Source organism: Blastococcus jejuensis (assembly GCF_039534705.1).
GTDB lineage: Bacteria > Actinomycetota > Actinomycetes > Mycobacteriales > Geodermatophilaceae > Blastococcus_B > Blastococcus_B jejuensis.
Map to the genome: position 1 here is coordinate 481,687 of NZ_BAAAVV010000002.1, position 17,980 is coordinate 499,666.

At 75.1% G+C, this 17,980-nt stretch carries 17 protein-coding genes; 10 read left to right on the plus strand and 7 right to left on the minus strand.

Going from position 1 to position 17,980, the window contains the following annotated elements; genetic code table 11:
• The first annotated feature begins 33 nt into the window (after nt 1–33).
• The 6 genes from ABD644_RS06025 (at nt 34) to ABD644_RS06050 (ending at nt 4,758) form a co-directional block, all read left to right on the plus strand.
• On the plus strand, nt 34–441 hold the full coding sequence (locus ABD644_RS06025) for an ankyrin repeat domain-containing protein (RefSeq protein WP_344687750.1): 408 nt from the start codon (nt 34–36) through the stop codon (nt 439–441).
• Between the two features lie 71 nt (nt 442–512).
• On the plus strand, nt 513–1,889 hold the full coding sequence (locus ABD644_RS06030; protein WP_344687752.1) for an AI-2E family transporter: 1,377 nt from the start codon (nt 513–515) through the stop codon (nt 1,887–1,889).
• A gap of 104 nt (nt 1,890–1,993) precedes the next feature.
• Nucleotides 1,994–2,413, plus strand: coding sequence for a DUF350 domain-containing protein (locus ABD644_RS06035; protein WP_344687753.1), 420 nt, complete (start codon nt 1,994–1,996; stop codon nt 2,411–2,413).
• Between the two features lie 99 nt (nt 2,414–2,512).
• Complete coding sequence (gene fabG, locus ABD644_RS06040) at nt 2,513–3,274, plus strand: 3-oxoacyl-ACP reductase FabG (RefSeq protein WP_344687754.1); 762 nt, start codon at nt 2,513–2,515, stop codon at nt 3,272–3,274.
• 62 nt (nt 3,275–3,336) lie between these two features.
• Entirely contained in the window at nt 3,337–4,116 is a 780-nt protein-coding gene (locus tag ABD644_RS06045; protein WP_344687755.1) for a crotonase/enoyl-CoA hydratase family protein, read from the plus strand.
• A gap of 21 nt (nt 4,117–4,137) precedes the next feature.
• Nucleotides 4,138–4,758, plus strand: coding sequence for a GDSL-type esterase/lipase family protein (locus ABD644_RS06050; RefSeq protein ID WP_344687756.1), 621 nt, complete (start codon nt 4,138–4,140; stop codon nt 4,756–4,758).
• Here the strand turns inward: ABD644_RS06050 and ABD644_RS06055 are convergent.
• From ABD644_RS06055 to ABD644_RS06065, 3 genes are all read right to left on the minus strand, one after another.
• Entirely contained in the window at nt 4,755–5,918 is a 1,164-nt protein-coding gene (locus ABD644_RS06055) for a cation:proton antiporter (protein WP_344687757.1), read from the minus strand. The genes ABD644_RS06050 and ABD644_RS06055 overlap by 4 nt on opposite strands.
• Nucleotides 5,915–6,415 carry a cation:proton antiporter regulatory subunit gene (locus ABD644_RS06060; protein WP_344687758.1) on the minus strand — a complete coding sequence of 167 codons (501 nt, stop codon included), beginning with the start codon at nt 6,413–6,415 and terminating at the stop codon, nt 5,915–5,917. The genes ABD644_RS06055 and ABD644_RS06060 overlap by 4 nt, the downstream gene beginning before the upstream one ends.
• Nucleotides 6,416–6,505: 90 nt before the next feature.
• Nucleotides 6,506–9,355, minus strand: coding sequence for an FAD-binding and (Fe-S)-binding domain-containing protein (locus ABD644_RS06065; protein WP_344687759.1), 2,850 nt, complete (start codon nt 9,353–9,355; stop codon nt 6,506–6,508).
• On the opposite strand from ABD644_RS06065, the gene ABD644_RS06070 reads away from it, so the two are divergent.
• Genes ABD644_RS06070 through ABD644_RS06080 form a run of 3 tightly spaced genes read left to right on the plus strand, consistent with a single transcriptional unit; the run spans nt 9,354 to nt 13,800 of the window.
• Entirely contained in the window at nt 9,354–10,310 is a 957-nt protein-coding gene (locus ABD644_RS06070) for a DUF6544 family protein (protein WP_344687761.1), read from the plus strand. The two genes, ABD644_RS06065 and ABD644_RS06070, sit on opposite strands and share 2 nt — an antisense overlap.
• Nucleotides 10,262–12,703, plus strand: coding sequence for a phosphoketolase family protein (locus ABD644_RS06075; RefSeq protein WP_344687762.1), 2,442 nt, complete (start codon nt 10,262–10,264; stop codon nt 12,701–12,703). Before ABD644_RS06070 ends, ABD644_RS06075 begins: the two co-directional genes overlap by 49 nt.
• Nucleotides 12,700–13,800: an acetate/propionate family kinase gene (locus ABD644_RS06080; protein WP_344687763.1), complete on the plus strand. Its 1,101-nt coding sequence runs from the start codon at nt 12,700–12,702 to the stop codon at nt 13,798–13,800. Before ABD644_RS06075 ends, ABD644_RS06080 begins: the two co-directional genes overlap by 4 nt.
• Nucleotides 13,801–13,854: 54 nt before the next feature.
• On the opposite strand, the gene ABD644_RS06085 is transcribed toward ABD644_RS06080, so the two are convergent.
• Together ABD644_RS06085 and ABD644_RS06090 are read right to left on the minus strand one after the other, a co-directional pair.
• Complete coding sequence (locus ABD644_RS06085) at nt 13,855–14,553, minus strand: NRDE family protein (protein ID WP_344687765.1); 699 nt, start codon at nt 14,551–14,553, stop codon at nt 13,855–13,857.
• 38 nt (nt 14,554–14,591) lie between these two features.
• Nucleotides 14,592–15,110: a flavodoxin domain-containing protein gene (locus ABD644_RS06090; RefSeq protein ID WP_344687766.1), complete on the minus strand. Its 519-nt coding sequence runs from the start codon at nt 15,108–15,110 to the stop codon at nt 14,592–14,594.
• Nucleotides 15,111–15,227: 117 nt separating this feature from the next.
• Here ABD644_RS06090 and ABD644_RS06095 point away from each other — a divergent pair, with 117 nt between their 5' ends.
• A complete protein-coding gene (locus ABD644_RS06095) occupies nt 15,228–16,142 on the plus strand; it encodes a universal stress protein (RefSeq protein ID WP_344687767.1) in 915 nt (304 codons plus the stop codon).
• 45 nt (nt 16,143–16,187) lie between these two features.
• Here ABD644_RS06095 and ABD644_RS06100 read toward each other — a convergent pair whose 3' ends face one another.
• Nucleotides 16,188–16,589, minus strand: coding sequence for a cupin domain-containing protein (locus tag ABD644_RS06100; RefSeq protein ID WP_344687769.1), 402 nt, complete (start codon nt 16,587–16,589; stop codon nt 16,188–16,190).
• A gap of 79 nt (nt 16,590–16,668) precedes the next feature.
• Complete coding sequence (locus tag ABD644_RS06105; protein WP_344687771.1) at nt 16,669–17,940, minus strand: hypothetical protein; 1,272 nt, start codon at nt 17,938–17,940, stop codon at nt 16,669–16,671.
• Nucleotides 17,941–17,980: the final 40 nt, after the last annotated feature.

Below are 17,980 nucleotides of genomic sequence, written 5' to 3' on the forward strand. Positions count from 1 at the left end.
GGCACGACGCGGCGCCGCGCCTAGGCTGGCGAGGTGACCGGTGCACCGATCGACCCCGGCGTCATCGAGCTGGCCGGGCGGGTCTTCGACCTCGCCCGCGGCGGTGCCACCGACGAGCTCGCCGCCTACGTCGACGCCGGCGTGCCGGTGAACCTGACCAACGACAAGGGCGACACGCTGCTGATCCTGGCCGCGTACCACGGGCACCCCGACACCGTCGGCGCGCTGCTCGACCGGGGCGCGGACCACGCTCGGGTCAACGACCGGGGCCAGACCGCGCTGGCCGCGGCGGTGTTCCGCCAGTCGACCGGAACGGTCACGCGGCTGCTGGCGGCGGGCGCGGATCCCGACGCCGGGGGACCCAGTGCCCGCGCGACGGCGGAGTTCTTCGGGCTGCCGGTCATGACCGAACTGCTGGACGGGCGCGCGACAGCGGGCTGACCGCGCGGACGCCGCGCACGGCACCGACCGGACGGGTGTAGGACGGGCCAGCACGGGGGAGGGGGACGAGCATGGCGGTGCGACCGGACGTGCCGGGAGCCGGGCAGACCGGTCCCCGCCCGCTCGCGCGTCCGCAGCCTGCCGTCGCGACCGCCGACGGCGAGCCCGTTGCCGAGCCGGTGAGCCCCGCCCCGTCCCCGTCCCCGGATTCGGGGGCGACGGCGCTGTCGCCGGGTCTGGCCGGCCAGCCGGCCGGCGGGCTGCCGCGGTGGCTGCTCCTGCTCGTCGGCTTGGCCACCGCCACCATCGCCGTCGCGGGCCTGCGCGAGATCGCCTGGCTGGTCGCCCCCGTGTTCCTGGCCCTCGTCGTGGTCATCGCGCTCGCGCCGGTGCAGGGCTGGCTGCGCCGGAAGGGCGTGCCCCGGTGGCTGGCCACCACCGTGCTGCTCGTCCTGGTGTGGACGGTCCTGCTGGGCTTCGTCGCGCTGCTGGTCGCATCGGTCGCGCAGATGGCGGCGCTGCTGCCCGACTACGCCGGACCGGCCGAGGAACTGATCAACTCGGTGGTCAACGACCTCAACGACGCCGGGCTGGTCTCCGGTCAGCTGTCGGACCTGGTCTCGCAGATCGATTACAGCCAGGTCGTCGGAGTGGCCACCGGGCTGCTGGCCAGCCTCACCGACGCCGCGAGCACGCTCGTGCTGCTGCTCGTGGCCCTGATCTTCATCACGATCGAGTCCAGCGGGTTCGGACGGCGCATGGCGCTGGTGGGCGACGAGCGCCCGCACCTGCCGGTCGCGCTGACGCTGTTCGCGCAGGGCACGCGCAGCTACCTGCTGGTCAGCACGGTGTTCGGCGCCATCGTCGCCGTCGGTGACTGGATCGCCCTGGAGATCATCGGCATCCCGGCCGCGGCGCTGTGGGGCCTGCTGTCCTTCATCACGAACTACGTGCCCAACATCGGGTTCGTCCTCGGGCTGCTGCCTCCGGCGCTGCTCGGCCTGCTGGCCGGTGGCTGGGGCGAACTGCTCGCCGTCGTCATCGTCTATTCGGTGCTCAACTTCGTCGTCCAGACGCTGATCCAGCCGCGGTTCGTCGGCGACTCGGTGGGCCTGTCGATGACCGTCACGTTCGTCGCCCTGCTGTTCTGGGGCTGGGTGCTCGGCGCGCTCGGCGCGCTGCTGGCCATCCCGCTCACCCTGCTGGTGAAGGCGCTCATCGTCGACGTCGACCCGCGGGGGCACTGGCTCGACGCCCTCCTCCGCGAGGAGCCGCGGGCCCCCCGCACCATGCGGGCCCGCCGCCGGATGCATGCCCGCCGGGCGGCGCTGGCGTCGGTCCGCCGGCTGCACCACCCGCGGCGGGGCGGTGAGCACGGTGAGACCGGGCACGGGGAGCGCGGGCACGGGGAGCGTGACCACGGGGACGCCGGGGCCGACCAGCACTGACGCAGAGCGGCGGAGTGACGAGCGGGCGTCGCGTGCTGTAGACCTTGCACGGCCGTCAGACCACGAAACGCCCGTTCACGCCCGCCGCCCCTGGAGGTCCTCCCGTGCTGGAGAGCATCGGTTACGCCGTCGCCTACACGGGGGTGGGCATCGCCCTGCTCACGCTGGGCTTCTTCGCCCTCGACCTGCTCACGCCGGGGCACCTGGGCCGGCAGATCCACGAGCAGCGCTCGATCAACGCGGGCCTCGTGCTGGCGGCCGGCTTCCTCGGCCAGGGCGCGATCATCTTCGCCAGCATCTGGACCAACGCGACCAGCGCCTTCGGCGAGGCGCTGCTCTACACGGTGGTGTTCGGCGTCCTCGGGGTGCTGCTCCAGGCGGCCGCCTTCGTGGTGCTCGACCTGATCACCCCCGGGAAGCTGGGCTCGCACGTGACCGAGGTCGCGTTCCACCCGGCGAGCCTGGTCCTCGCTGCTGTGCAGCTCGCCGTCGCGCTGATCATCGTGGCGTCGATCTGGCCCTGAGCCCCGGCCGCCCGGCCGCGTGACGGCCGTCGGCTACTCGCCCGTAACGTGTCGGGCGAGGTGCGCGAGCACCACCGGACTCTGTGGGAAGGGAAGACCATGACCGAGGCAAGCGCCCGCGTGGCCATCGTGACCGGAGCGGCCCGCGGCATCGGCGCCGCCACCGCCGTGCGGCTGGCCCAGGACGGCTTCGCCGTTGCCGTCCTCGACCTGGACGAGTCGTCGGCGAAGGGCACCGTGGAGACCATCGAGGCCGCCGGCGGCCGGGCGCTGGCCGTCGGCGCCGACGTCAGCGACGCCGGTCAGGTCGAGGCCGCCGTGGAGCGGATCGCCGCCGAGCTCGGCGCGCCCACCGTGCTGGTCAACAACGCCGGCGTCACCCGCGACAACATGCTGTTCAAGATGACCGAGTCCGACTGGGACACGGTCATGAACGTGCACCTGCGCGGGGCGTTCCTCATGAGCCGCGCCGCTCAGAAGCACATGATCGACGCGAAGTTCGGCCGGATCGTCAACCTGTCCAGCGTCTCCGCCCTGGGCAACCGCGGGCAGGCCAACTACTCGACCGCCAAGGCCGGTCTGCAGGGGTTCACCAAGACCCTCGCCATCGAGCTGGGCAAGTTCGGCGTCACCGCGAACGCGATCGCTCCGGGCTTCATCCAGACCGAGATGACCAAGGCGACCGCCGAGCGCATGGGCATCGCGTTCGACGACTTCATCGCGTTCGCGGCCAAGGAGATCCCGGTGCAGCGCGTGGGCCAGCCCGAGGACATCGCGCACCTGGTCTCGTTCCTCGTCAGCGAGGGGGCCGGGTTCGTCTCCGGTCAGGTGATCTACGCCGCCGGCGGCCCGAAGGCCTAGTCGCACCGGGCCGGGCGACCGACCGGTTGCCCGGCCCGCCACCACACACCCCAGGAGGGCACGTGCCGGACGAGGTCGCAGCCGACGAGGTCCTGGTCGAGCGCCGCGGTGCGGTGCAGGTCATCACGATCAACCGCCCGCAGGCGAAGAACGCGCTGAACGCCGCGGTCGCCGAGCAGGTGGCGGCGGCCGTCGACGAGCTCGACGCATCCGACGAGCTGCGGGCCGGCGTGCTCACCGGGGCCGGCGGGTTCTTCTCCGCCGGCATGGACCTCAAGGCGTTCCTCCGCGGGGAGACCCCGGCGATCGAGGGCCGCGGGCTGTGCGGCATCACCGTCACCCCGCCCCGGAAGCCGGTGGTGGCCGCCGTCGAGGGGGGCGCACTGGCCGGCGGATTCGAGCTCGTGCTGGCCTGCGACCTGGTCGTCGCCGGGCGCTCGGCGCGGATGGGCGTCCCCGAGGTGAAGCGGTCCCTCGTCGCCGCCGGGGGCGGGGCACTGCTGCTCGCCCAGCGGGTACCCCGGGCACTCGCGCTGGAGATGCTGCTGACCGGCGACCCGGTCGACGCCGAGCGGGCGGCGGCGATGGGGCTGGTGAACCGGGTCGTCGACGACGGCGGCGCCCTCGAGGCGGCCGTGGAGCTGGCGACGGCGATCGCGGCCAACGGTCCGCTCGCCCTCGCCGCCACCAAGCGGATCGTGCAGGAGGCGCCGAGCTGGGCGCCGGCCGAGGCATGGGACCGCCAGCAGGAGATCATCGGACCGGTGTTCGTCTCGGAGGACGCGCGGGAGGGGTCGGTGGCGTTCGCCGAGCGGCGCGCGCCGGTCTGGAAGGGCCGCTGAGCCCCGCGCGTTGCACGGGGCGTGACCCCACTGCGTTTCGTCGTCCTCGGTGACTCCATCGCCCACGGCACCGGTGCGCACCGGGTCGAGGACACCCTCGGACGACGCCTCGCCGCCGCGCTGACCGACGAGGGGTTCGCGGTGGACCTGCACGTCGTCGCCGTCCCCGGGGCGGTCTCGGCCCACCTGTCGGCGCAGGTGCGCCGGGCCGAGCCGCTGGCCGCAGACCTCGTCCTCGTGCTGATCGGCGCCAACGACCTCGCCCGCTTCGTCCCCGCCGACGCCGCGGCCGCCGACCTCGGGTCCGCCGTCAGCGCGCTGCGGCGCGGTGGCGCGGACGTGGTCGTGGTGCCGGCCCCGGACATGTCGGCGGTGCCGTTCGTCCCGCCAGCCTTCCGTCCGGCGGTGCAGGCGGCCTGCGCGCTCCTCCAGCAGCGGCAGGCGCGGGCCGCCGAGGCCGCGGGCGCCCGGGTCGCCGACGTCGGCGGGCTGATCGGCCGGGCGTTCGCCGACGACCTGGCGCTGTTCTCCGCGGACCGGTTCCACCCCTCGTCGGCCGGCTACGCCCGCATCGCCGGGGCGCTGGTCCCGCACGTCGTGGCCGCTGCGATCGCCCGCCGCGACGGCGACGCGGCGGCCTAGGGGATGACGGCGGGCCGGAAGCGGGTCGTCAGCGGATCGACGAACCGGGTCAGCAGCGGCCCGGTGACGGCGAGCAGGAGCACGTAGCCGGTCGCGAGCGGGCCCACCTCCGGGATGCCGGCGGCGACGGCCAGGCCGGCGATCACGATCGAGAACTCGCCCCGCGCCACGAGCGCCGTGCCCGCGCGCAGCCGGCCGGGGACCGCCACGCCCTCGCGCCGTGCGGCGTACCAGCCGGTGCCGATCTTCGTGCCGGTCGTGACCAGGGCCAGCGCGATCGCGGCGGGCAGCACCGGCAGGATCGCGCCCGGATCGGTGCTCAGGCCGAACGCGACGAAGAACGTGGCCGCGAACAGGTCGCGCAGCGGGCCGAGGATCGTCCGCGCCCGGTCGGCGAAGGACGCGGGCAGGGCCAGCCCGACGAGGAACGCGCCGACCGCTGCCGAGGCCCCGACCGACTGCGCCAGCCCCGCCACGAGCAGGGTCAGACCCACCAGGCGGAGGAGCACCTGCTCGTCGTCGTCGTGGGTGAGCAGCCGGCCCAGCCGGTGCCCGTGCCGTTGCGCGGCGACCAGCACCAGCACCACCGCGCCGACGGCCAGCGCGACGCCGCCGGCCGCCGAGATCGGTCCCCCTCCCGCGAGGGCGACGACGAGCAGCGGCAGGAACAGGGCCATCGCGAGGTCCTCGAGGACGAGCACCGAGAGGACGGCGGGGGTCTCGCGGTTGGCCAGCCGGCCGAGGTCGCCCAGCAGCCGCGCGACGATCCCGGACGACGAGATCCAGGTGATCCCGGCCAGCGCCAGCGCCCCCTCCCACGGCAGCCCCAGGAGCAGCCCGGCGGCGAACCCGGGCGGCGCGTTCAGCACCAGGTCGACCACCCCCGAGGGCGCGTGCCGGCGAAACGAGCCGAACAGCTCGTCGGCGGAGAACTCCAGGCCCAGAGTCAGCAGGAGCAGGACGACGCCGATCTCGGCGGCCGCCGTGAGGAACGGTTCGGCCGTGGTCAGCGGCACCAGACCGCCGTCGCCGAGGGTGAGCGCGGCGACGAGCACGAACGGGATCGGCGAGAGCCCGAGCCGGCGGGCGAGCAGCCCGAGCACCGACAGGCCGAGGAAGAGCAGGCCCAGCTCGACCAGCAGCGCGGCGACGTGGCTCACGCCGGGGGCGCCTCGTCCTCGCCGGACAGTCGCCGGTCCAGCTGCTCGAGACCGCGGCCGGAGCCGATCGCCACGAGGACGTCACCGGCGCGCAGCACGTCGGCCGGGGTGGGGGAGGGGACGACGTCGGCGTCGCGCACGATCGCCACGATCGAGCAGCCGGTCAGCGTGCGGGCCCGGGTGTCGCCGAGCAGGCGGTCGGCGAACGGCGACCCGGGGCGGATCGGGAACCGGGCCGACTGCAGCCCCGGCACCTCGCGCGAGAGGTCGGCGAACCGCTGGGTGAGCCGGGGCGCGCCCAGCACCTCGGCGATCGCGTCGGCCTCCTCGGGGTTGAGCCGGAAGACGCCGAGCGCGCGGTCGGGGTCGCGCCGGTCGTAGGCCACGATCTCCGCGCCGCCCTCGCGCTGCACGACGATGCCGATGACCTGCCCGGCGCGCGTGGTCAGTTCGTACCGGACGCCCACCCCGGGCAGCAGTGTCTCCTCGAGCTCCACCTCCGCATCGTGGCAGACCACCCCCGGGCGAGATCTGCACACTGGCCCGTTTCGGGGCGCTGAAGGGGGCGAGTGTGCAGATCTCGCCGGTCAGGGGAGGCGGGCGGCCAGGAGTTCGGCGAGGTGCTGTCCCTGCCGGTCGGACAGCTGGTCGAGCTGGGTGCGGCAGGAGAAGCCGTCGGCCAGGACGACCGCACCGGGCCCGAGGTCCTGCACCGCCGGGAGCAGCTGCTGCTCGGCGATCGCGACCGAGACGTCGTGGTGCCCGCGCTCCACGCCCCAGTTGCCGGCCAGCCCGCAGCAGCCGCCGAGCCGGGTCACCGACGCACCCGCCCGGGCCAGCAGCGCGGCGTCGGCCGACCAGCCCAGCACCGAGGCGTGGTGGCAGTGCGGCTGGGCGACGATCTCGACGCCGGTCAGGTCCGGCGGCGTCCACCCCGGGGTGGCGGTGAGCAGCTCGGCCAGCGTGCGCGTCGCGGCCGCCACCCGCTCGGCGGCCGGCCCGCCGACCAGGTCCAGGGCCTCACCGCGCAGGACGGCGGTGCACGACGGTTCCACGCCGACGATCGGCCACCCGGCGTCGGCGGCGGCGACCAGCGACTCGACGGTGCCGGACAGGATCCGCCGCGCGGCATCGAGCTGGCCGGTCGTGATCCACGTCAGCCCGCAGCAGGTGTCGGCGCCGGGCACGTGCACGCGGTAGCCGGCCGCCTCGAGCACCCGGGCCGCCGCCCAGGCGACGTGCGGGGCGAAGTGGTCGGTGAACGAGTCGACCCACAGCGCCACCGGGGCCCCGCCGGCCGGGAACGACGGCCGGGCCGCCCACTCCTCGCGGAACGTGCGGGCGGCGAAGCGCGGCACCTCGCGGCGCCGGTCGATGCCGGCCCCGGCCTTGGCCAGCCGGCCGCCGAGCGCCGAACCCAGCACCCGGTTGACCAGCTTCGGGGCGCGGGCGGCGAGGTCCGACCAGAACGGCAGCCGGCCCAGCGTGTAGTGCGACAGCGGCCGCAGCCGCCGGCGGTACGACTGGTGCAGCACCTCCGCCTTGTAGGTCGCCATGTCGACACCGGTCGGGCAGTCCCGCGAGCAGCCCTTGCAGGACAGGCAGAGGTCGAGGGCGTCGTGCACCTCGGGTGCCCGCCACCCGTTCACCGGCCCGCCGGGCGCGAGCATCTCCTGCAGCACGCGGGCCCGGCCGCGGGTGGAGTCCTTCTCCTCGCGGGTGGCCACCCAGGAGGGGCACATCACGCCACCGGAGCTCTGCAGGTCGGCCCGGCACTTGCCGACGCCGGTGCACCGGTGGACGGCGGCGGAGAAGTCCCCGCCGTCGTGCGGGTAGGCCAGCGCGAGCCGCTCGCGGTGACGCGGCGCGGCAGCGACCCGCACGTCGGCGTCCAGCGGCGCGGGCCGCACCAGCACCCCGGGGTTGAGAACGTCGTCCGGGTCGAGCAGGGCCTTCACCTGCGCGAAGGCCCCGATCGCGGCGGGGGAGTACATGAACGGCAGCAGCTCGCTGCGCGCCCGGCCGTCGCCGTGCTCACCCGACAGCGAGCCGCCGTAGCGCGCGACCAGCCGGGCGGCGTCCTCCACGAACGACCGGTAGGCGGCCCGGCCGCCGTCGGGGGCATCGACCCCGAACGGGAAGTCGATGCGGACGTGGATGCAGCCGTCGCCGAAGTGCCCGTACGGCACGCCCTGCAGCCCGTGCCCGGCCAGCAGCACCTCGAACTCGCGCAGGTAGGCGCCGAGCTGCTCCACCGGGACGGCGGCGTCCTCCCAGCCGGCGTGCGCGGGGCGCCCGTCGCTGGTGCGCGCGGCCAGGCCCGCGCCGTCCTCACGGATCCGCCAGATCGCCGCGGCCTGGGCCACGTCGGTGACCACCAGCGAGTCCAGCGCCCCGGCGTCGGCGAGCACACCCTGCGCCTTCGCCGTCACCTCGGCGACGCTGTCGCCGGTCAGCTCGACGATCAGCCAGCCCTCGCCGCGGGGCAGGTCGGGCACCGTCGCCGCCGGCACGTCGCGCAGCCGCTGCACGATGCGCGAGTCCAGGCCCTCGACCGCGGTCGGGCCGTGGGGGAGCAGGCCGGGGGTGGCGTCGGCCGCGTCGGCCATCGTCGGGTAGCCGAGCACCACCAGCCCCCGGAACGGGGCGTCGGCGACCAGCCGCACCGTCGCGCCGAGCACCAGGGCGAGCGTGCCCTCGCTGCCCACCAGCGCCCGGGCGACGTCGAACCCGCGCTCGGGCAGCAGGTGCTCCAGCGAGTAGCCCGACACCTGGCGGCCGAAGCGGCCCAGCTCGGTGCGGATGGTCGAGAGCTCGCGTCCGACCAGGGCGCGCAGGTCGTCGAGCGTGCCGGCCGGCGGGGGGCCGTCGAGCCGCAGCCGCTGCCCGGTGCCGGTGACGACGTCGAGGCCGACCACGTTGTCCGACGTCCGGCCGTACCCCAGGGCCCGCGAGCCGCAGGCGTTGTTGCCGATCATCCCGCCGATCGTGCAGCGGTTGTGCGTGCTCGGGTCGGGGCCGAACCGCAGGCCGTGCGGCCGGGCCGCGGTCTGCAGGGCCGCCTGCACGAGGCCGGGTTCGACCGTCGCCGTGCGGGCCTCGGCGTCGATCCGGAGCACCCGGTGCAGGTGCCGGCTGGTGTCGACGACGACGCCGGGGCCGACCGCGTTGCCGGCGATCGACGTCCCCGCCCCGCGCGCGGTGAGCGGCACACCCAGGGAGCGGCAGACCTCGAGGGTCGCGACGATCTCGTCGGTGTGCCGGGGCCGGACCACGGCGCGCGGCAGCACCCGGTACAGCGAGGCGTCGGAGGAGTACAGCGCCCGGGCCAGGCCCGAGTCGTCGACGTCCGCGATCCCGGCGCGGCGCAGCGCGTCCACCAGGTCTCGGCTCTGGCCGCCGCCGGCGGGAACGGTGCGGGACGGCGCAGCGGTCATGGTCACGAGTCTGGCGTCCCCGTTCCCGGCCGCGGGCAACCGGGGGTCGGTGCGTGCCATGCTCGGCGGCGTGGACCGCGCGGACGCCGCCCGCACCGTGCCGGCCGGGCTTCCCCCCGACGTGGCGCGGGACTGGGTGCGCCTGGGCGAGGGCGGCGGGCAGCCGGCGGTGTTCGGTTCCGCGGCCGTGTCGGGTCTGCCGGAGCCCGTGCGCCTGTGGCTGATGCACGCGATCGCCGAGGGCGCACCGCTGGCCCGGTCGGTGGAGCTGCGCATGAGCGGGGAGATCAAGCTCGGCCGGTGGTCGCCGTTCACCGGCGTCGAGCGCCTGTCGGCCGGCGGTGGCTTCGTGTGGGCGGCGACCGCGCGGCCGCTCGGCCTGCCGGTCCGCGGCTTCGACCGGTGGACCCGGGGCTCGGGTGAGATGCGCTGGCGGCTGTTCGGGCGGGTCCCGGTCCTCCGGGGCAGCGGGGCCGACGTGACCCGCAGCGCGGCCGGCCGGCACGCCGGGGAGCTGCTCCTGCTGCTGCCGACCGCCGCCCTCGGTCCGGAGGTCAGCTGGCGCTCGCACGACACGCACAGCGCCGTCGCGACCGTGCAGACCGGCACGGACCGGCACGAGGTGACCGTCACCGTCGGTCCCGACGGCGCGCTCACCGAACTGGTGCTGCAGCGCTGGGGGCCGCTGGGCCACGGCGCCTACGGCCCGCAGCCCTTCGGCGTGACCGTGCACGGCGAGCTCGAGGTCGACGGCGTGCGCATCCCGCGCAGGATCACGGCCGGCTGGCACTACGGCACCGACCGCTGGCGCAGGGGCAGTTCATCCGCTGGACGGTCGAGGAGGCCCGCTTCGGCTGACGCAGCGGGGCACCGCCCGGGCCTGCGGCACCGGCTAGCGTGCGGCAGATGCGGAGGAAGTCAGCGCAGGACGGCCCGCTCACCGACGACGAACTGACGGCGCTCGACGCCTGGTGGCGGGCGGCCAACTACCTGTCGGTGGGCCAGATCTACCTGATGGGCAACCCGCTGCTGCGGGAGCCGCTGCTCCCCGAGCACATTAAGCCCCGGCTGCTGGGCCACTGGGGGACGACGCCCGGGCTGAACTTCGTCTACGCGCACCTCAACCGGGTCATCGCCGCGCGCGACCTGGACATGATCTACGTGATGGGCCCCGGGCACGGCGGCCCCGGTCCCGTCGCGGCCTCCTGGCTGGAGGGCAGCTACAGCACGACCTACCCCGACGTCTCGCAGGACGAGGCAGGGATGCGACGGCTGTTCACCCAGTTCTCCTTCCCCGGCGGCATCCCCAGCCACGTGGCCCCGGAGACGCCCGGCTCCATCCACGAGGGCGGGGAGCTGGGCTACTCCCTCTCGCACGCCTACGGGGCGGCCCTCGACAACCCGGACCTCGTCGTGGCGGCGGTCGTCGGCGACGGGGAGGCCGAGACCGGCCCGCTGGCCGCCGGCTGGCACTCGAACAAGTTCCTCGACCCGCGGACCGACGGCGCGGTCCTGCCGATCCTGCACCTCAACGGCTACAAGATCGCCAACCCGACGGTGCTGGCCCGCATCCCTCGCGAGGAGCTGCTGGACCTGCTGCGCGGCTACGGCCACACGCCCTACCTGGTCGAGGGCGACGACCCGCAGACGATGCACCAGCAGTTCGCGGCCGTGCTCGACCGCTGCCTCGACGAGATCGCCGAGGCCCAGCGCCGCGCCCGGGAGGACGGCGTCATCGAGCGGCCGCGCTGGCCGATGATCGTGCTCGCCTCCCCGAAGGGCTGGACCGGTCCGGGGGTGGTCGACGGCGTCCAGGTGGAGGGCACCTGGCGCGCGCACCAGGTGCCGTTCAAGAACGCCCGGGAGGACGACGGGCACCGGAAGGTGCTCGAGGAGTGGCTGCGCAGCTACCGCCCCGAGGAGCTCTTCGACGCCGAGGGCCGCCCGGTGCCCGCCGTCCGCGACCTGCACCCGGCGGGGGACCGGCGGATGAGCGCCAACCCGCACGCCAACGGCGGCAAGCTGCTCACCCCCCTGCGGATGCCCGACTTCCGCGAGCACGCCGTGCCGGTCCCGTCGCCGGGCGCCGGTGCGGTGGAGGCGACCCGCGTGCTCGGCACGTTCCTGCGCGACGTGATGCGCGAGAACATGGCGACCTTCCGGGTCTTCGCCCCCGACGAGAACAACTCCAACCGGCTCGGCGCCGTCCTGGAGGTCACCGACCGGGCGTGGACGGCCGAGCGGCTGCCCGGCGACGACCACCTGGCGCCCGACGGGCGGGTCATGGAGATCCTGTCCGAGCACACCTGCCAGGGCTGGCTCGAGGGCTACCTGCTCACCGGCCGGCACGGGTTCTTCTCCTGCTACGAGGCGTTCATCCACGTCGTCGACTCGATGTTCAACCAGCACGCCAAGTGGCTGAAGACGACCAACGGCATCCCGTGGCGGCGGCCGATCGCGTCGCTGAACTACCTGCTGACCTCACACGTCTGGCGGCAGGACCACAACGGCTTCTCCCACCAGGACCCGGGCTTCATCGACCACGTGGTCAACAAGAAGGCCGACGTCATCCGGGTCTACCTGCCGCCGGACGCGAACACGCTGCTGTCGGTCGCCGACCACTGCCTGCGCACCCAGCAGTACGTGAACGTGATCGTGGCGGGCAAGCAGCCGGCGCTGCAGTACCTGGCGATCGACGAGGCCGTCGAGCACTGCACCAAGGGCATCGGGATCTGGCCGTGGGCGAGCACCGACGACGGCGTCGAGCCCGACCTGGTGCTCGGCTGCGCCGGCGACGTGCCGACGATGGAGACGCTCGCGGCGGTCGAGATCCTCCGCGGGTACTTCCCCGACCTGCGGATCCGGTTCGTGAACGTGGTCGACCTGATGCGGCTCCAGGACGACCGGGAGCACCCGCACGGCCTGTCCGACGCCGAGTTCGACTCCTACTTCACCCGCGACAAGCCGGTGATCTTCGCCTACCACGGCTACCCGTGGCTGATCCACCGGCTGACCTACCGGCGCACCAACCACGACAACTTCCACGTGCGCGGGTACGTGGAGGAGGGCACGACGACGACGCCCTTCGACATCTGCGTGATGAACCGGATCGACCGCTACAACCTGGCCATCGACGTCATCGACCGGGTGCCGCGGCTGCGCACGATCGGCGCCCACGCCCGCGACCGGCTGCGCGACCAGATCACCGAGCACCGCCAGTACGTGCGCACGCACGGGGAGGACCTGCCGGAGATCCGGGGTTGGGTGTGGTCGGGTGGGAGTGGACAGTCGGGGCAGGCCGGTCCGGTCACCGCCGGGGCGGACCCGCTGCGGGAGCCGGAGGCGTGAGGGTCCTCGTCGTCAACACGGGGTCCAGCAGCCTGAAGCTCACCCGCACCGACGCCGACGGTTCGGTCACCGCCGCCACCACCGTGGACCACTGGCAGGGCGAGGGGCAGCTGGGCCCGCTGGAGGAGTTGCTCGCCGCGTGCGGCCCGGTCGACGCCGTCGGGCACCGGGTGGTGCACGGCGGCCCGCGGCACACCGAGGCCGCGCTCGTCGACGACCTGCTCGTCGCCTACCTCTACTCGATCAGCCACCTCGCGCCGCTGCACAACCCGCGGGCGCTGGCCGGCATCCGGGCTGTGCGCGACCTGCTGCCCGGCGTGCCGACCGTGGCCGCCTTCGACACCGCCTTCCACGCGGCCCTGCCGCCGGCCGCCCGCACCTACGCGCTGCCCCGCGAGTGGAACGAGCGGTGGGGCCTGCGGCGGTACGGGTTCCACGGCCTGTCCCACGCCCACGCGGTGCGCCGGGCCGCCGAGATCGTGGGCCGGCCGCCGGCCGAGCTGCGCATCGTCTCGGCGCACCTCGGGGCCGGGGCGTCGCTGACCGCCGTCCGGGGCGGGGTCTCGGTCGACACCACCATGGGCTTCACCCCGCTGGCCGGGCTGGTCATGAACACCCGGCCCGGCACCGTCGACCCGGGCCTCGTGCTCTGGCTGCTGGAGCACGGGCACGTGCCGGAGCCGGAGCTCGCCGACGTCCTCGAGCACCACGCCGGGCTCAAGGGGCTCTCGGGCACTTCCGGCGATCTGCGCGAGGTGCTGGCCGGCCGGGCGCGCGGGGACGTCGACTGCGCGCTGGCGTTCGACGTCTACGTGCACCGCCTGGTCCGGGAGATCGCGGCCATGACCGCCGCCACCGGCGGGATCGACCTGCTCGTCATGACCGGGGGAGTCGGGGAGCACTCGTGGCAGCTGCGCGAGGCCGCGGTCGCGGAGCTGGCCCACCTCGGCCTGGCGGTCGACCCGGAGCGCAACCGGGCCACCACCGCCGACGGCGACATCACCGCCCCCGGCGCGGAGGCGCGCACCGTCGTCGTCACCGCCCGGGAGGACGTCGAGATCCGCCGCCAGGTGCTGGCGGTTCTCGGAGCGGCGTGACCCCCGGCCGACCGCAGCCGTTCCCGCTGGGGCCGGGCCAGCCGCCGTCGCAGGTCAGGGAGGCCCCGTCCCCGCCGCGAGGACGTGCCACGGCTCCGTCGTCCACGGTTGCCGGTTGTACTCCAGGCGCAGCCGACCCGGCGCGGCCTCGATGAGCTCACCGAAGACGGTGCCGAACACCAGACCGTCCAGCTCGTGGCGGACCACGAGTGCGGCCGGGTCGTCCTTCGGATCACCACTCTGGACGAGCCCGCGCCACCCGTGCGGGTAGCCGGACTCTGCGAAGGCCTGGAGGTGCAGATCCGCCTTGCGGTTCTCGGCCCCGCCGGAGGTCAGCATGTGGACTCCCTCCGGGTGCTCCGTCGTCACCAGGTCCTGGCCGTCGAAGTCCCAGGTGGTGACCCGGTGCGGCGTCGCCAGGAGCAGAGCGAAGCTCGCCATGCCGCCGAGTTCGACGTGGCTGAGCCAGTCCGCCCCGTGCTCGACCGCGAGCAGCGGGAGAACGCCCCGGCTCGGCGCCCCGGGGTCGGCGAGCTGCTTGTGCGGCCGGTTGACCACCAGCGCGGTCGCCCCGGTACCGATGGACGTGGCGCACCACGTACCGCCTGCGACGCGGTCCCGACCGCCGACGACGTCCGGCAGCTCAGGCCACCACCGTCCGGGGTCGTCGAACTCACGCGTGAGCAACTCGTCGCGCAGGGCCAGGATCTGCGGTGGCCGGCCGTCGGACCAGCGCACGACGACGGTGCACACGAGCCCATGGTGGCAGCCGGCGCACCCGCCGCGCCGGTTCACGCCAGGGCGGCGGCGACCTCCTCCGTCCAGGCACGGACGGCTTCCCAGTCGCGGAAATCACCCAGCGGCGCGCGCATCGCGGTGACCATGGCCCGCTCGCCGAAGCTCAGCACCGTCGGGTCGAGGCGGCCCGGGAACACCGCGTGGCCGCGGGCGCCGACGAGGTCGCCGAGCGGGCGCACGTCGTGCGGCTCGTCGGGCGGGTACGGCGGCTCGCCGATCGGGCCGCTGGAGAACAGCCAGACCTTCCGCTCGCGCAGCGCGGCGGCGTGGGCGGCGACGTACTCGCGGGCGGGCTCGAGCCACCGGCCGGCGTAGACGGCGCTGCCGACCAGGACGGCGTCGAACGAGGACGGATCCGACGCATGCTCGATCGCCTGGCTCACCGCGGAGAGCCCGAGCTGGCGTCCGGCGGCGGTCTCGGGCAGCCACCGGGCGATCGAGTCGCCGATCTCCCGCGTGGCGCCGTGCCGGCTCGCCACGGCCACCAGCACGTGCGGGCCGCCGACGGTCATGGGTGCTCCCTCCCGGCCGTGGGGGCCGTCAGTCGGGCGCACGGTTGTGCGCCGGCACCGATCTTGGCAGCCTCTCCGGGGAACGGGCCGGTGAGGGGCGAGGGAGCGGACGTGGGCATGCCGACGGGGACGGGCGACGGGCTGGCCGGCGGGCGGGTGGTCGTGGGGGTCGACGGATCACCCGGCGGTCGCGCCGCGCTGGTGTGGGCCCTGGCGGCCGCAGCCCGGGCGGGGGCGTCGCTGCGCGTCGTGGCGGCCTTCCCGGTGGAGGTGTACTGGGGCGATCCCGTCCTGATCGACCCCCAGCACATCGAAGCCGTCCACGCCGACACCGAGGCCCGGGCCGGGGCGGTGCTCGACGAGGTGCGCGGCGAGCTTCCCGCCGGCAGCGACGTGGCGGTGGAGGTGGTCGCCATGCCCGGCCGCGCGGGGCGGGAGCTGGTGCTCGCGTCGGAGGACGCCGACCTGCTCGTCGTCGGCAACCGCGGCCGGGGCGCGGTGCGCAGCACCGTATTCGGCTCGGTGGCGCTGCACTGCGTGACCCACGCCCGCTGCCCGGTCGTCGTGGTGCGGCCCCGGTCGGAGGCCGCGCTGACCCCGCCGCGAGTCGTCGTCGGACTCGACGGGTCGGAGACGTCGCAGCACGCCCTGGAGCGGGCGCTGCTCGAGGCCGGGCGGCTCGGCGCCGCGGTCACCGCCGTCGCGGCGTACTCGCCGGAGAGCTACTGGAGCGACGCGTACGAGGTGTTCATCCCGCCGGTCGAGCAGCTGCGGGAGGACGCGCAGCGGGGGGCGGAGGAGGAGGTGGCCCGGGCGCGGGAGGCCGCGGGCCCGGGCGCGCCGGCCGTCGATGTGCAGGCCGTCGAGGGCGTGGCCGGGGAGGTGCTCGTGCGCCAGGCCGAGGGGGCCGAGCTGCTCGTGGTGGGCGGGCGCGGGCACGGCGCCGTCCGGGAGCTGCTGCTCGGCTCGATCGCGCTGCACTGCGTGCTGCACGCGCCCTGCCCGGTGATGGTCGTCCCGACAGGCCGCTGACGAGCCGGAACCGCCGTCGCGCGACGGCGGCCCGGCCCGGACGCCTCAGCTGGTCGGGGGCTCGTCCTTGCCTTCCTCCTCCAGCCGGTCGGCCTCCTCCTTGGTCTTGTGCACCGCGCCGTCGGCGTGCTCCGGCGGGCCGTAGACGGTGTAGAGGATGAGCGGGTTCTCGCCGGTGTTGACGAAGTTGTGCTTCTTCCCCGCCGGCACCACGACCAGGTCGCCCTGCGCGACGACCTTCTCGGCGCCCGAGACGATCGCCTTCCCGGTGCCGCTGACGAAGGTGAGGATCTGGTCGGTGTCGGGGTGCACCTCCTCGCCGATCTCCCCACCCGGCGGGATCGTCATGATCACCAGCTGGGTGTACTCGCCGGTCCAGAGCACCCGGCGGAAGTCGGGGCTCTTCTCGGCCTCGGTGGCGATCGTGTAGTTGATGACGGACGCCATGGACGGCGCTCCTCTCGTCGGGGGACGGGCTCGATCAGGGTCCTGCCCGCGGGGGATGCCGGCTAGTCGTCGATCTCGATCACAGTCCCCGGCCGGGTGACCGTCCCAGCAGGCCCAGCCGGACCAGGCCCACGACGACCACGAGGGCCGCGAGCGCCCCCGCGACGAGCACGGGCGTCAGGACGGCGAGGTGCCCGGCGGCGGCGAGCGCGCCGACGACCACCACTTCCGCGCCGGCCGCCGTCCACACCAGAAGGACCGCGGCGCGGTCCGCGGCCGCGATGCCCGAGTAGAGCAGCAGCTGGGCCAGCGCCAGCAGCGTGCCGAGCGCGGCGAACAGCCACGACGCCGACCCGAGCGCCTCGCCGTACGCCTCCCCGCCGACCAGAGGCAGCGCGTGCGGCCCCAGTGCGGCGGTGGCCAGGGTGAGCAGGGCGCCGGCCGCCGCCACGACCGCCAGCGCCCGCGCGAGCCGGCGACGGCGGTGCTCGGCGTCGGCCAGCCGGGGGAGCAGCACGACTCCGATGCCCTGGGGCAGCCAGAAGGCCACCTTGGCGAAGATCGCGGCCACGGCGTACTCGCCGGCCAGCGGCCCGGGCAGGTGGTGCCGGGCCAGCAGCACGTCGAGGTTGAGCAGCAGGACGAAGCCGAGCAGGGCGCCGGAGGCGCGCAGCGCGGCGCGGGCGGGGGCCGCGACGCCGCGGGCCAGGCCGGGGCGGCCGCACAGGGTCCAGCCGAGCAGGGCGCCCGCGGTCGCGCCCAGGGCCATACCGGCCAGCGCGGTGGTCGGCGAGCCGCCGAGGACCAGGCCGGCGGTGCCGCCGACGAGCTTGGCGGCCCCGAAGCAGGCGGTCACGACGGCCAGCCGGCCGTACCGGCCGCTGCCCTGCAGCACGCCGTCGTACCCGCCGACGACCGTGTGCGGCACGAGCAGGGCCACCAGCCAGCCGACGGCGGCCGGCTCGGGCAGGTGCAGCAGGTGCACGATCGGCGCGGTCGCCGCGATCCCCAGCGCGCCGACCGCGAGCGCCGCGAGCAGCGCCGTCGTGTGCAGCGCCCGCACGTCCGCCTCCCGCAGGGCGCCAGCGGCGCCGCGGCGGGCGCCCAGGTGCAGCGCGGCGGCGGTCTGCAGACCGGTGGCCGGGACGACGCCGACGAGCAGCACGCCCATGAGCGCGGCGAGCTCGCCGTACGCCGCCGGGGCCAGGAGCCGCGCGGCCAGCATCGTGAAGACATAGGCCAGCGCGTTGGTGCCCAGGAGGGTGACCGACAGCACCGCAGCGGGCGCGATCCTCGCCCGGACGGGGGACGGCGGCGCGGCCGTGGGCGGCACGGTGACCGGTTCTGCCACGGCGTCCACCTACGCTTCCGTCGCCCGACGGTGCCGCTGT

Excerpts from the sequence above, each read along its gene's own strand:
- ABD644_RS06030 (WP_344687752.1), top strand. The coding sequence starts at position 513 with ATGGCGGTGCGACCGGACGTGCCGGGAGCCGGGCAGACCGGTCCCCGC.
- fabG (WP_344687754.1), top strand. The coding sequence starts at position 2,513 with ATGACCGAGGCAAGCGCCCGCGTGGCCATCGTGACCGGAGCGGCCCGC.
- ABD644_RS06070 (WP_344687761.1), top strand. The coding sequence starts at position 9,354 with ATGGTCACGAGTCTGGCGTCCCCGTTCCCGGCCGCGGGCAACCGGGGG.
- ABD644_RS06065 (WP_344687759.1), bottom strand. The coding sequence starts at position 9,355 with ATGACCGCTGCGCCGTCCCGCACCGTTCCCGCCGGCGGCGGCCAGAGC.
- ABD644_RS06075 (WP_344687762.1), top strand. The coding sequence starts at position 10,262 with ATGCGGAGGAAGTCAGCGCAGGACGGCCCGCTCACCGACGACGAACTG.
- ABD644_RS06090 (WP_344687766.1), bottom strand. The coding sequence starts at position 15,110 with ATGACCGTCGGCGGCCCGCACGTGCTGGTGGCCGTGGCGAGCCGGCAC.
- ABD644_RS06095 (WP_344687767.1), top strand. The coding sequence starts at position 15,228 with ATGCCGACGGGGACGGGCGACGGGCTGGCCGGCGGGCGGGTGGTCGTG.
- ABD644_RS06100 (WP_344687769.1), bottom strand. The coding sequence starts at position 16,589 with ATGGCGTCCGTCATCAACTACACGATCGCCACCGAGGCCGAGAAGAGC.